Here is a 13,101-nt window from a genome sequence, read left to right on the forward strand (position 1 = left end):
CTTCAGTTTGCCGGATTCGACGCGGCCACTCAGCAGGCGGCCTACAAAGGGGTCGCTGCCCAGGGTGGTGGCCAGCATCCGGAAGTCATCGTCCTGCTGTTTGATCTGCTTTGGTTCGGGCACGTGGTTCACGATCAGGTTGAACAGCGCGTGCAGGTCCTTGCGGGGGCCGTCCAGCTCCGCGTCGGCCCAGCCGGAACGGCCGGAGGCGTACATGTGCGGAAAGTCCAGCTGGTCTTCGCTTGCTTCGAGTGAGGCAAACAGGTCAAAACATTCGTCGAGCGCGCGGTCGGGCTCGGCGTCCGGCTTGTCGACTTTGTTCAATACCACGATCGGGCGCAGGCCCAGGGCCAGCGCCTTGGAAGTCACGAATTTGGTCTGCGGCATCGGGCCTTCGGCGGCGTCCACCAGCAGCACCACCCCGTCGACCATCGACAGGATCCGCTCAACTTCGCCGCCGAAATCGGCGTGGCCAGGGGTGTCGACGATGTTGATACGGGTGCCGTTCCACTCGACCGAGGTGGGTTTGGCAAAAATGGTAATGCCGCGCTCGCGCTCCAGATCGTTGCTGTCCATGGCGCGTTCCGCCACAGCCTGATTTTCGCGGAAGGCGCCGGATTGTTTCAGCAGCTCGTCGACCAGAGTGGTTTTGCCGTGGTCAACGTGAGCAATGATCGCAATGTTGCGCAAGTCCATGAAGTTCGCCTTTGTAAGGAAGTTGGGCCGCGCATAGCCCGAACCCGGTACAAAGGCCAGAGGAAATGCGTCCAAAGGCGCCGCAAATGCGGATCAATGGGCGGAAGACTTGGAAAACAGATGAATGATAACGATGCCGGACATGATCAGCACCATGCCGATCACGGCTGGAAGATCAAGCTTCTGGCCAAAGGCAAAGAAAGCAATCACAGCGATCAGCAGGATGCCAAGCCCGGACCAGATCGCATAGACGATACCCACCGGCATGAATTTAAGCGTCAGCCCCATCATATAGAAAGAGAAGGCATAAGCGACCAGAACAATCAGCGACGGCCCCAGCTTGCTGAACTGCTGGCTGGCCTGCAGGGCCGTAGTGCCAATGGTTTCTGCTGCAACCGCGATAATCAGGTAGAAGTAGTGAACCGGCATCTCTGCCTCCGTGTGCGCGTTTTGCCCAGCCTCTGGCGGAGCCGTGTTGCTTTCTCCGGTACCGTATTCAAAGCAAGGCAGGAAGTCTTAATGCGTCGCAGAATGCCTTGTTTTCGGCCGCCGCGTCTGTGAACAGATGACTGTGCGAAGAAACGCCGTGCGCCGACGTTGGGCAGTATTAGGAGATCGTTCCAATTATTGCAATCGGTGTGGGAAATAGAACCCGTTAACAGCTTGCTTCAAGGCGCGTCATATGTGCCGCCAGATTGCCTGGAGAGCCTGACGCGTGGCCGGTGCCGTACCCCGCATATGCGCTTATCCGTTGCCATGCCGGATGAAGAGGGTCATTATCCTGCGCGCTATTTCTCTGGCAGCATTGCCCCAGTTTGTTGTCAAAGGCGACCGGTTTCCCTGAACCAGGGTTCGATCCTGTCCCGGACAGAACGCCAAACGTCTGGTGCGCCGAGGTTGACCTTTTTGCCAACCCGCGCGTCGAGTTGCGGAAGGTTCACGTCATAATCGACCCAGCTGCCGCCGCCGTTCAGCAGGTTAAGCATTACCGGCTGAACCCGGTCGATGGATTTGGCGAAAACAGCGTCAGCGGTTTCTGCCGCTTCGAACTCGTCCCAGATGGCCCGCATCGGCATGCCTTGGCCGGCGGGCAGCAGGCCAAACAGGCGGTCTGCGGCAGCTTCTTCCTTGGCGGCGAGCGCCTCGAGGGCTGCGGGATCAATCACGCCGTGGATCGGCGCATCGCCTGCGTCGATTTCGACGAGGTCATGCAGCAGCAGCATTTGCAGCACCCGGTCCAGATCAAGCGGGGCGGCGCTGTGCTCTGCCAGAACCCAGGCGTAAAGCATGATGTGCCAGCTGTGTTCGGCCGAATTTTCGTGCCGGGACCCATCCCCCAGCATGGAGGCGCGGGTGATCAGCTTCAGCTTGTCTGCCTCATTCAGGAAAAGCAGGCGGGCGGTCAGCCGACTGCAGTCAAAGCCGGTCCCCTCATCCAGCAGGGCAAGTGCATGGTGGTAGGCTTCGGGGAAATCCTGCTCCAGCGCTGCAGCGCGCCCGCCGTTCAGGTTTTGCCGGACCACATCGACATGCCAATCCAGCGGTTTGGCTCCGCAGAGCGTCTGAAAAATCGGCTGGCAATGGTCCACCTGTTTGGCAAACTTCGCATCCGGGCTGTCCGCAGCCTCAAATTCCTGCCATAGGTCCAGGAATTCAGCGCCCTGATCCGCGGGCAGTAATCCAAACAGGCGATTGGCAGCGGCTTGCTCTGCCTGTGCTACCGCGTCCCAATCGACATTATCTGTAATCGGGTGATCGCCGGCGTCAATTTCGACCAGATCATGCAGCAGCAGCATCCGGACCGCGCGGAAAATATCCACGTCCGGCGATGCAAACGGGGCCAGGACCAGCGCATAAAGCGCCAGATGCCAGCTGTGTTCCGCCGAATTTTCGCGTCGGCTGCAATCAATGATCAGGTTTTGGCGGTCAATGCGGCGAAGCTTGTCTGCTTCCAGTAGGAAGGCGAATTGCGCGTCCAGCCGGGCGCTCATGCTTCGCCATTCGCTTCAAGCTGCGCTTGAATTTTGCTGATTTTCTGATTGAGAAACTCGCGCGCCTTGCGTTCGGCCAGACGCACGCGCATTTCTGTCAGAAACGCTTCTTCCAGCGACTGGGAGGCGGCGCCCAGAACCTGGCCCACCTCCACATACAACCGGTCTTCGCCGCTGGCGTCCTGCACCTTGATCGTATCGACCGCCAGTTTTTGGGCCAGCGTCTCGATCGTGCTCATCAGCGGGTGTTCTCCGTCAGGCGGCGCTTCACATAATCGGACACATCGCTGATCATCGTGTCCATATGCGGCTCTTGGAAGAAGTGATCCGCACCCTCGATCTCATTGTGAGTGATGGTGATCCCTTTCTGCTCATGCAGCTTGCCAACCAGATTAGCGGTATCCGCAGGCGGCGCCACACGGTCAGAGGTACCGTTGATGATCAGGCCGGAAGACGGGCAGGGCGCCAGGAAGGAGAAATCATACATATTGGCCGGCGGCGCAACCGAGATGAAGCCGGTGATCTCCGGACGGCGCATCAAGAGCTGCATGCCGATCCAGGCGCCAAAGGAGAAGCCCGCAACCCAGCAATGCTTGGAATTGGTGTTCATCGACTGCAGGTAATCGAGCGCCGACGCCGCATCCGACAGTTCGCCCACGCCCTGGTCGTATTCGCCCTGACTGCGGCCGACGCCGCGGAAATTGAACCGCAGAACGGTGAAGCCCATGTTGTAGAATGCATAGTGGAGATTGTAGACCACCTTGTTGTTCATGGTGCCGCCGAATTGCGGATGCGGGTGCAGCACGATGGCGATCGGGGCGTCTTTTTCTTTTTGCGGGTGATAGCGGCCTTCGAGGCGGCCTTCGGGTCCAGGAAAGATGACCTCGGGCATGGGTGGTTCAAATCCTACTCTCGTTCTCGCGACTGCCGGCAGAAAACTTGACGGGTTCCGACGGGCATCTTAGAACAGTTCTAATCAAGGGCGCTGGCCTCGCCATACACCGTCAGGCTGAGATACGCACAGACGCGGGGAAGGTCAATGTTTTCGCACTCCCGCCCTGGTTTCGAGGGGTAAATTATGAAGCTTTCCACCAAAGGGCGCTATGCAATGGTCGCACTGGCGGATATCGCGCTGCAGCCGCAGGGCAATTTGGTGCCGCTGGGAGACATTTCCAAGCGCCAGGATATTTCGCTGCCGTATCTGGAGCAGTTGTTTGTCAAGCTGCGCCGTGCGGGGCTGGTCGAGTCGGTGCGCGGCCCTGGCGGCGGTTACCGGCTGGCGATGATACCGTCGGAGATCCGGGTGGTCGATGTGCTGTCTGCCGTGGATGAAACGGTTGATGCGATGCACAAAGGGGCAGGAGCTTCGGGCGCGTTGTCCGGCAGCCGGGCGCAATCTTTGACCAACCGCCTTTGGGAGGGGCTGAGCGCGCATGTTTATGTGTTTCTGCACCAGACCCGCCTGTCGGATGTCATTAAGAACGATCTGGCGCCATGTCCGGCAGTGCCGAACCTGTTTGCTGTCGTGGATGATTGAGGTGCCAGGAATACGCTTTCCTCATCTGCCCGGTTTCGGCGTGCACGCCGCACAATTTATGCGGGAAAGCTTTGCGAAGTGCTGCGAGGCAGCGTATGAGGCAGCAGCGATCCGCAAAAAGATGACTCTATGACTCGCGTTTATCTTGATCATAACGCCACTGCCATCCTGCGTCCCGAGGCGCGGGCTGCAATGATTGCGGCGATGGATGTTTGCGGCAACCCGTCGTCGGTGCATGCTGAAGGCCGCGCTGCCAAGGCGCTGGTTGAGAAGGCACGGGCGCAGGTTGCCGCTGCTTTTGGCGCGGATGGGGCGGATATCGTGTTTACCTCTGGCTCCACGGAAGGTGCCTCGTTGGCTTTGGCGGGCCGCGGACTGCATGGTGCCGCAGTGGAGCATGATGCGGTGCGGGCCTGGACCATGGAGGATCTTGAAGTAAGCGCTCAAGGGACGGTCAGGGTCACCGATCCCGCAGCCTGCACAGTGCAATTGGCCAATTCCGAAACCGGTATAGTGCAGCACCTGCCTCAGGGGCTGGCGGTGACTGATGCGACTCAGGCTTTTGGAAAAATGCCGGTGGCTTTCAACTGGCTGGGCGCGCAAATGGCGCTGATTTCAGCGCATAAATTCGGCGGGCCCAAGGGTATCGGCGCTGTTGTGATCAAACGCGGTACGGATCTGCCTGCCCAGATCAAGGGTGGCGGCCAGGAAATGGGCCGCCGGTCGGGCACCGAAAATGTCATTGGAATCGCAGGTTTGGGCGCCGCAGCTGAAGCTGCGGAAAAAGATCTGGCAAATGGTGTCTGGGACAGGGTTGCGGAACTTAGAAATATTCTAGAGAAGGCGCTTGTGTCTGGCGCAAGCCATACTATTTTTGTCGGGAAGGATCAGAAGCGGCTGCCGAACACATTGTGTTTTGCTACACCCGGCTGGAAGGGCGAAACCCAGGTCATGCAGATGGATCTGGCGGGATTTGCCATCAGCGCGGGCAGCGCCTGCTCCAGCGGCAAGGTGCGCGCCAGCGCGGTGCTGACCGCAATGGGATATGACGAGGCCACGGCACATAGCGCTATCCGCGTGTCGCTGGGGCCGCAGACAAAAGAAGAAGACGTGCTGCGCTTTGCCGATGCGTGGCTGCAAAAAGAACAGAAACATCGCGCCCGCGCGGCGTGAGTGAGGAGATGACAATGGCCGCTTTGGACCAGACCCAAGTCAAGGAAGGTGTTGACCAGGAAACCGTGGACGCCGTCCGCGAGGTTGGCGGTGCTTACAAATACGGCTGGGAAACCGATATTGAGATGGAATACGCCCCCAAAGGGCTGACCACGGATATTATCCGGCTGATTTCTGAAAAGAATGAAGAGCCCGAATGGATGCTGACCTGGCGGCTGGAGGCGTACGAGCGCTGGCTGCAAAAGGAAGAACCCACCTGGGCGATGGTCGACTATCCGGAAATCGATTTCCAGGATCAGTATTACTATGCCCGCCCGAAATCGATGGAAGTGAAGCCGAAATCGCTGGATGAGGTCGACCCCAAGCTGCTGGCGACCTATGAAAAGCTGGGTATCCCGCTGAAAGAACAGATGATTCTGGCTGGCGTCGAAGGCGCTGAAAATGCGCCCGCCGAGGGCCGCAAAGTGGCCGTGGATGCTGTTTTCGATTCGGTTTCTGTTGGCACCACCTTCCAGAAAGAGCTCAAAGAAGCATGTGTTATCTTCTGTTCGATCTCCGAAGCCATCCGCGAACATCCAGAGCTGGTCAAGAAATACCTCGGCACCGTGGTTCCTGTTTCTGACAACTTCTACGCCACGCTGAACTCTGCTGTGTTCTCGGATGGTTCTTTTGTCTACGTGCCGCCGGGTGTGCGTTGCCCGATGGAACTGTCGACCTATTTCCGCATTAATGCGGAAAACACTGGTCAGTTTGAACGCACGCTGATCATTGCCGATAAAGGCAGCTATGTCAGCTACTTGGAAGGCTGTACCGCACCGGCGCGCGATATCGCCCAGCTGCACGCCGCAGTGGTCGAAATCATCATCGAAGAAGATGCCGAGGTGAAATACTCCACCGTCCAGAACTGGTATCCGGGCGATGAGAACGGCAAGGGCGGCATTTACAACTTCGTCACCAAACGCGCCGATTGCCGCGGTGACCGCGCCAAGGTGATGTGGACCCAGGTTGAAACCGGTTCTGCCGTAACCTGGAAATATCCCTCCTGTATCCTGCGCGGCAATGAAAGCCAGGGCGAGTTCTATTCGATCGCCATCGCCAACAACATGCAGCAGGCTGATACCGGCACGAAAATGGTGCACCTAGGTAAAAACACTAAATCCCGCATCGTGTCCAAGGGGATCTCTGCGGGCAAGGCGCAGAACACGTACCGTGGTCTGGTGTCGATGCACCCCAAGGCCAAGAACAGCCGCAACTACACTCAGTGCGACTCGCTTCTGATTGGCGATAAATGCGGCGCGCACACGGTTCCCTATATCGAGGTCAAGAACAACTCCTCCCGCGTGGAGCATGAGGCGACGACGTCCAAGGTGGACGACGACCAGCTGTTCTACTGCCGCCAGCGCGGCATGGACGAGGAAGAGGCAGTTGCTCTGGTGGTCAACGGTTTCTGCAAAGACGTCCTGCAGGCGCTGCCGATGGAGTTCGCCATGGAAGCGCAGCAACTGGTAGCGATCTCGCTGGAAGGCTCGGTCGGCTAAAGGCCGGCCCTTGGGGTGCCGTTACAAGGAAGCAACAGCATGATCGTCACAACCACACCAAACGTCGAAGGCTACCAGATCGCCGAATACAAAGGCATCGTGGTGGGCGAGGCGATCATGGGCGCCAATGTGGTGCGCGATGTTTTCGCATCGATCACCGATATCGTCGGTGGCCGCTCCGGGGCTTATGAAAGCAAGCTGCAGGATGCCCGTGAAACGGCCTTGGCGGAGCTGGAAGACCGTGCTCGGGACAAGGGCGCCAATGCCGTTGTGGGCGTGGATCTGGACTACGAAGTGGTTGGGCAGTCCATGCTTATGGTTTCGGCCAGCGGCACCGCTGTGGTGCTGGGCTAAGGGGCCGGGCTATGGCAAAAGACGAACAGATCATCGTGCGCCCGCAGCTTACTCTGCCGCCTGAAGAGGCCGACTGGGTTCGCAGCCATTACCGGGATGCAGGTGTCATTCTGGAGTATGGCAGCGGCGGCTCGACCGTTCTGGCGTCTGAGCTGAGCGGAAAAAAAATCTTTTCCGTCGAGTCCGACAAAATGTGGTACCGCATGATGAAGCGGTATCTGCGTCAGGCTGGCAGCAAGTCGGAAGTGCATCTGCACCATGCCAATGTCGGCAAGACCGGCAAATGGGGCAGGCCGTTAAACAATGATATGTGGCGGCGCTTTCATCAGTATCCCAATACGATCTGGGACCTGCCGCACTTCGAGGCACCGGACCTGGTGCTGATTGACGGACGGTTCCGGGCCGCCTGCTTCCTGACTGTCATGCTGCGGACGGAGAAGCCTGTAACCGTGCTGTTTGACGATTATGCCGGACGGGCATTGTACAATCAGGTCGAAAAATGGGTGAAGCCGGTTGAGATCCGCGGCCGCATGGCCCGGTTCGAACTGCTTGCCAACGAACTTCCGCGTCAGGATCTGACACAGATTCTTACGCTTTACACAAAAACCTTCTAGGCGCCAACGGCTGCCGGAACAGTACTATGCGAGAGGCAAAAATGCTCGAAATCAAAAACTTGCACGTCAAGCTTGAAGATGAGGATAAGCAAATCCTGAAGGGCGTCGACCTTAAGGTCGAAGCAGGCAAGGTGCATGCCATCATGGGGCCGAACGGTTCGGGCAAATCCACCCTGTCCTATGTGCTGTCGGGCCGCGACGGCTATGAGGTCACTGACGGCTCAGCTGAGCTGGAAGGTGCGGACATCCTGGAGATGGAACCGGAAGAACGCGCCGCAGCCGGCATGTTCCTGGCGTTCCAGTACCCGGTGGAAATCCCCGGTGTCGGCAATATGACCTTCCTGCGCACCGCGGTGAACGCACAGCGCAAAGCCCGCGGTGAGGAAGAGTTGTCGGCTTCCGACTTTCTGAAAATCATCCGCGCCAAAGCCAAGACCCTCAAGATCGACGCTGAAATGCTGAAGCGCCCGGTTAATGTCGGCTTCTCCGGCGGTGAGAAGAAGCGCAACGAGATCCTGCAGATGGCGATGCTGGAGCCGAAGCTGTGTATCCTTGATGAAACAGACTCGGGCCTCGACGTGGACGCGATGAAGCTGGTGGCCGAAGGCGTGAACGCCCTGCGCGACGAGGGCCGCGGCTTCCTGGTGATCACCCACTATCAGCGTCTTCTGGACCACATCAAACCGGACGTGGTTCACATCCTGGCGGGCGGCCGTATCGTCAAAACCGGCGGTCCTGAGCTGGCGCTTGAAGTCGAGAACAACGGTTACGCCGGCATCTTGGCAGAGGAGGCGTAAATGGCCCTGCCCGAAGTCAAGCAAAGCGCAACCGAGGCGCGGCTGTCCGCGCTGACCCTGCCGGAAAGCGGCTGCCTGACGGCAGCCCGGCAGGCAGCGCTGTCGCGGGTCCAAACCATGGGTCTGCCCAGCCGTCGTGATGAGTACTGGAAATACACCCGCCCCGAAACACTGGTTCAGGCTGAGGCAGTCAAAGCCGCGGTGTTTACTGCGGATGAGACACCGATGTTCAGCGATTTCGAGCGTCTGAATATTGTTTTTGTCGATGGTGTCTTTGACGCTGAAGCCTCTGATGATTTGGCGATGGAAGGTGTGACCATCGACCGGATCGAGGACATCTGCTGCAAAGATATTCATTGGGCCAAGGACTTGTACGGTGTTCTTGAAGCGCGCGGGCAAACCCCGGTGGAACGCCCTCTGGCGGCTTTGAATACTGCTTTTGCCACGGATGGCGTTGCCATCCGGGTGACTGGCAAGGTGTCCAAACCGATCAACTTCACCTATGTGCACTCGGATGAGAGCTCTGACGCGATCCTGCATCACGTGGTTCGCGTCGAAACGGGCGCCGAAGTGACGATCTTGGAAAATGGCCCTGCGGCCTCGCGCTTTAACAAGTGCGCGGAGATCGACATTGCGGACGGCGGCAAGCTGCATCTGGTACGTGCGCAAGGCCGGGACCACGAGCGCCGTGCGGCAACGCATCTGTTTGCCCGCCTTGGCTCCGAGTCTGTGTTCAAGTCTTTCACTCTGACCGTGAACGGCGTGCTGACCCGTGACGAGGCGGTGATTGAACTGACCGGCGATGACGCGGTCGCGCATATTGCAGGCGCATGCGTTGGCGATGGAGATTTCCACCACGACGACACGGTTTTCGTTACCCATGACGCGGTGAATTGCGAAAGCCGCCAGGTTTTCAAAAAGGTGCTGCGAAACGGTGCAACCGGCGTGTTCCAGGGGAAAATCCTGGTAAAAGAAGGCGCGCAAAAGACGGATGGGTATCAGATTTCCCAATCCTTGCTGCTGGACGGAGACAGCCAGTTCCTGGCCAAGCCGGAATTGGAGATCTATGCTGATGACGTCGCCTGCTCGCACGGGTCGACCTCTGGTGCGATCGACGAAGAAGGTCTGTTTTATTTGCGCTCGCGCGGTGTTCCGCACGCCGAGGCGACCGATCTGATGACACTGGCCTTCCTGGCCGAAGCAGTGGAAGAGATCGAGGACGCGGAAATCGCGGCCGACATCGTTTCCCGCCTCGAAGGCTGGCTGGCCCGGCGCCGCTGATGTCCGTCACCACGGATATCCCGGCGACCTATAAGGGGCCGCGCAAGGTGTTTGCGCGGCTTCTGGACATGGGCGCGCGCGAAGACCGGCTGCTGATTTTCGTGCTCAGCGGCTGTGTGCTGACCTTTGTGGCGCAGATGCCGCGGCTGGCGCGCGAGGCGCATCTAAGCGGCCAGGACCTGAATATGCTTTTGGGCGGGTCACTGCTGGGCATCGTCTTCATCGCGCCGCTGATCTTATACGTTCTGGCATTGGCGGCGCATTGGATCGCCCGCGCTGCAGGCGGGAAGGGTGAGGCCTATTGCGCCCGGCTGGCGCTGTTCTGGACCTGTCTGGCAGCCAGTCCGCTGATGCTGCTGAATGGGCTGGTCGCAGGGTTTATCGGAGCGGGACCCGCCTTGAACCTGGTGGGGGCGCTGTGGTGTGTAGTCTTTCTGTGGTTTTGGGTGTCCGGCATGATCCAAGGGTATTGGGTAAATCAATGAACGCACTGGCCGCCTTTGCCCTGCTGACGGTGAAATCGCCGCGAGATGCTGCGCAGCAGATCCTGGCACAGGATTGGCCGCGCGAGGCCCTATGGACAGGCTTTCTGCTGTCTGTGGTGCTGAATACTTGTGTCTATACTTTGCAGCAAGTGCTGTTTCCGCTGCCGCCTGAGGTTCTGATACCAAGGTTTGCGCCTGGTGCCTATTTCGCGGTTATTCTGGTGCTGCAATTCAGCTTCATTGCCATGCTTGCAACCACCGGCCGATGGCTGGGCGGTCAGGGAAGTCTGGCAGCTCTGCTTGCACTGGTGACCTGGCTCCAGTTGCTGCAGGCGGGTCTTAACGCTGCTGTTGTCGCGATGCTCCTGGTTTTGCCGGCCCTGGCTGCCCTGCTGAATATTGCGGCGAACATCATGGTGTTCTTCATCCTCTTGCACTTCGTGAATTCGGCGCACAAATTCGGCTCTGTGTGGCGATCGCTTGGGGTCGTTTTGATGGCCAGCATGATCCTGGTGTTTGCCCTTCTCTTTATCGTGGGCCTGATCGGTCCAGCCAATCTGGGACTTCCCGAACATGTATGACGTGGAAAAAATCCGTGCCGACTTCCCGATCCTTGCACGGCAGGTGAACGGCAAGCCGTTGACCTATCTCGACAACGGTGCGTCTGCGCAGAAGCCGCAGGTGGTGATTGACGCGGTAACACGCGCCTATGCCGAGGAGTATTCCAACGTTCATCGTGGCTTGCACTTCCTTTCTAACCTGGCGACGGAGAAATACGAGGCCGTGCGCGGGACTATTTCCCGCTTCCTGAACGCAGGTGATGAGAACACCATCGTGCTGAACTCTGGCACAACTGAGGGCATCAATCTGGTCGCATATGGCTGGGCAATGCCGCGGTTCGAGGCCGGGGATGAGATCATCCTGTCGGTAATGGAGCATCATGCCAACATTGTGCCCTGGCATTTCCTGCGCGAACGGCAGGGTGTGGTGCTGAAATGGGTCGACGTGGCTGATGATGGTAGCCTGGATCCGCAAAAAGTTATCGACGCGATTACCCCCAAGACCAGGCTGATTGCAGTCACGCAATGCTCCAACGTGCTGGGCACTGTGGTGGATGTGAAGGCCATTACTCAGGGTGCCCATGCCAAGGGCGTGCCGGTACTGGTCGACGGCTCGCAAGGGGCGGTGCATATGCCGGTGGACGTACAGGATATCGGCTGCGACTTTTACGCCATCACCGGCCATAAGCTTTACGGTCCGTCCGGCTCGGGTGCGATCTATATCAAACCCGAACGCATGGCGGAAATGCGCCCCTTCATCGGCGGCGGCGACATGATCAGGGAAGTTTCTAAGGAGCAGATCATCTACAACGACCCGCCGATGAAATTCGAGGCCGGAACACCCGGCATCGTGCAGACCATCGGCCTGGGCGTTGCGCTGGAATACATGATGGAGCTTGGCATGGACAACATTGCCAAGCACGAGGGCGGGCTGCGCGACTATGCACTGGAGCGGCTGACCGGGTTGAATTGGATCAACGTGCAGGGACAAGCACCTGGCAAGGCGGCGATTTTCAGCTTTACAATGGAAGGGGCCGCCCATGCGCATGACATTTCGACGATCCTCGACAAAAAGGGCGTTGCGGTGCGCGCCGGCCACCACTGTGCCGGCCCGCTGATGGATCACCTGGGTGTGTCCGCCACCTGCCGCGCGTCTTTTGGCCTTTATAACACCAAGGAAGAGGTCGACACGCTGATCGCTGCGCTGGAGCTGGCACACGATTTGTTTGCCTGATCCTATTATGCAACAAGACGAAAACGGCGCCCCCAGAGGCGCCGTTTTATGTTCAGGGGCAATAAGCCAGCCTTGGATCTTCTCCGTGCGCAGCGGGCAGCGCAGGTAGATGCCAAACTCCTTGCCCAGATCCCCAATTCCCTCACTGGCGGTCGCGGAAACGCTGGTTGTCCTCGGCAGGTAAGATTCCCTCGTGCCAGATATTCGAATGGATATAGAGCCCCTTGGCCCCGTCGCGGCAAAAGGCGACAATCTTGTCCAGCGGAAAGAACATTTGCCCGTCGCCCGGATGATAGGTCATGTGCTACAGCAGCATTTGGTTCCGCGGCGCGCTGGTACGTTTCAGCTGCGCCTGCTGCGGGTCAGCCGGCCAGCCCGGCACATATTTGCCGTTGACCGCTACGTTCTCGCCGTAAAGTACATCGCCGCGCCATTTGCAGCGGAAGGTGCCCTCTACTCAGCCGCCTTTATCTCCGGTGCCCTCGTCAATCGGACGTCAGCCCTGGGTGGGCTATTGAATGTTGTCGATTTCAAAGGTGTCCGGATTTTCTACCAGGCAGCCATAGCCTTCGACGCAATCCTTGGTCGCCCGGACCAACAGCACCACATGCCAAGGCAGTGGGGGAACTTGCCTCAAAATGTACTCAGGCGGGCTCATAATGCGGAACCTCCTGCGGCCATGTGTTTGTCGACCATCCGTTGGACCATAGGCGCAAAGTGCCAGTAATCGGGCGTTTCCATATCAGCACGTTTGCCGGCGTCATCCAGATACCTGACAGCAATGATCTGCTTGAGGTTCGGGTTCTTTTCCAGTTCCGCTATCTCTTCCGCCCTCATTGGT

16 protein-coding genes and 1 pseudogene are annotated in these 13,101 nt (G+C 58.6%); 10 read left to right on the forward strand and 7 right to left on the reverse strand.

Annotated features, from left to right (window positions below; translation table 11 throughout):
* The 5 genes from VOI29_RS15740 to VOI29_RS15760 all read right to left on the reverse strand — a co-directional run.
* Positions 1–696, reverse strand: a 696-nt coding sequence (locus tag VOI29_RS15740) for a GTP-binding protein (RefSeq protein ID WP_323780597.1), incomplete at its 3' end; no start/stop codon positions are given.
* Positions 697–789: 93 nt separating this feature from the next.
* Positions 790–1,125 carry a DMT family transporter gene (locus tag VOI29_RS15745; protein ID WP_323780600.1) on the reverse strand — a complete coding sequence of 112 codons (336 nt, stop codon included), beginning with the start codon at positions 1,123–1,125 and terminating at the stop codon, positions 790–792.
* Positions 1,126–1,517: 392 nt separating this feature from the next.
* Positions 1,518–2,687, reverse strand: a complete 1,170-nt coding sequence (locus tag VOI29_RS15750) for an HD domain-containing protein (RefSeq protein ID WP_323780603.1) — start codon at positions 2,685–2,687, stop codon at positions 1,518–1,520.
* Positions 2,684–2,926: a hypothetical protein gene (locus VOI29_RS15755; RefSeq protein WP_024089899.1), complete on the reverse strand. Its 243-nt coding sequence runs from the start codon at positions 2,924–2,926 to the stop codon at positions 2,684–2,686. The genes VOI29_RS15750 and VOI29_RS15755 overlap by 4 nt, the downstream gene beginning before the upstream one ends.
* On the reverse strand, positions 2,926–3,579 hold the full coding sequence (locus VOI29_RS15760) for an alpha/beta hydrolase (RefSeq protein WP_024089900.1): 654 nt from the start codon (positions 3,577–3,579) through the stop codon (positions 2,926–2,928). Before VOI29_RS15760 ends, VOI29_RS15755 begins: the two co-directional genes overlap by 1 nt.
* Positions 3,580–3,765: 186 nt before the next feature.
* On the opposite strand from VOI29_RS15760, the gene VOI29_RS15765 reads away from it, so the two are divergent.
* The 10 genes from VOI29_RS15765 (at position 3,766) to VOI29_RS15810 (ending at position 12,260) form a co-directional block, all read left to right on the forward strand.
* Positions 3,766–4,224 (forward strand): Rrf2 family transcriptional regulator, encoded by a 459-nt coding sequence (locus VOI29_RS15765; protein ID WP_024089901.1) that lies wholly within the window; start codon positions 3,766–3,768, stop codon positions 4,222–4,224.
* Positions 4,225–4,353: 129 nt separating this feature from the next.
* The gene (locus VOI29_RS15770) at positions 4,354–5,397 is read left to right on the forward strand and encodes a cysteine desulfurase family protein (RefSeq protein ID WP_323780607.1); all 1,044 of its coding nucleotides are present in this window, start codon (positions 4,354–4,356) and stop codon (positions 5,395–5,397) included.
* A gap of 14 nt (positions 5,398–5,411) precedes the next feature.
* A complete protein-coding gene (gene sufB / locus VOI29_RS15775; protein ID WP_323780626.1) occupies positions 5,412–6,935 on the forward strand; it encodes a Fe-S cluster assembly protein SufB in 1,524 nt (507 codons plus the stop codon).
* A 39-nt stretch (positions 6,936–6,974) separates the two neighbouring features.
* Positions 6,975–7,289 (forward strand): heavy metal-binding domain-containing protein, encoded by a 315-nt coding sequence (locus VOI29_RS15780; RefSeq protein WP_024089904.1) that lies wholly within the window; start codon positions 6,975–6,977, stop codon positions 7,287–7,289.
* Between the two features lie 11 nt (positions 7,290–7,300).
* Entirely contained in the window at positions 7,301–7,903 is a 603-nt protein-coding gene (locus VOI29_RS15785) for a hypothetical protein (RefSeq protein ID WP_323780610.1), read from the forward strand.
* Positions 7,904–7,944: 41 nt separating this feature from the next.
* Positions 7,945–8,700, forward strand: coding sequence for a Fe-S cluster assembly ATPase SufC (sufC, locus tag VOI29_RS15790; RefSeq protein WP_024089906.1), 756 nt, complete (start codon positions 7,945–7,947; stop codon positions 8,698–8,700).
* Positions 8,701–9,981 carry a SufB/SufD family protein gene (locus VOI29_RS15795; protein WP_323780613.1) on the forward strand — a complete coding sequence of 427 codons (1,281 nt, stop codon included), beginning with the start codon at positions 8,701–8,703 and terminating at the stop codon, positions 9,979–9,981. It begins immediately after the preceding gene.
* Positions 9,981–10,466: a YIP1 family protein gene (locus tag VOI29_RS15800; protein WP_323780615.1), complete on the forward strand. Its 486-nt coding sequence runs from the start codon at positions 9,981–9,983 to the stop codon at positions 10,464–10,466. The genes VOI29_RS15795 and VOI29_RS15800 overlap by 1 nt, the downstream gene beginning before the upstream one ends.
* The gene (locus VOI29_RS15805; protein WP_323780618.1) at positions 10,463–11,047 is read left to right on the forward strand and encodes a YIP1 family protein; all 585 of its coding nucleotides are present in this window, start codon (positions 10,463–10,465) and stop codon (positions 11,045–11,047) included. The genes VOI29_RS15800 and VOI29_RS15805 overlap by 4 nt, the downstream gene beginning before the upstream one ends.
* Complete coding sequence (locus VOI29_RS15810) at positions 11,040–12,260, forward strand: cysteine desulfurase (protein ID WP_323780621.1); 1,221 nt, start codon at positions 11,040–11,042, stop codon at positions 12,258–12,260. Before VOI29_RS15805 ends, VOI29_RS15810 begins: the two co-directional genes overlap by 8 nt.
* Before the next feature lie 142 nt (positions 12,261–12,402).
* Here VOI29_RS15810 and VOI29_RS15815 read toward each other — a convergent pair whose 3' ends face one another.
* Both VOI29_RS15815 and VOI29_RS15820 read right to left on the reverse strand, forming a co-directional pair.
* Positions 12,403–12,561, reverse strand: coding sequence for a hypothetical protein (locus VOI29_RS15815; protein WP_323780623.1), 159 nt, complete (start codon positions 12,559–12,561; stop codon positions 12,403–12,405).
* A 353-nt stretch (positions 12,562–12,914) separates the two neighbouring features.
* Positions 12,915–13,101, reverse strand: a pseudogene (locus VOI29_RS15820) (phosphodiesterase); the annotation flags it as partial.

This window comes from Leisingera sp. (assembly GCF_034669605.1).
Lineage (GTDB): Bacteria > Pseudomonadota > Alphaproteobacteria > Rhodobacterales > Rhodobacteraceae > Leisingera.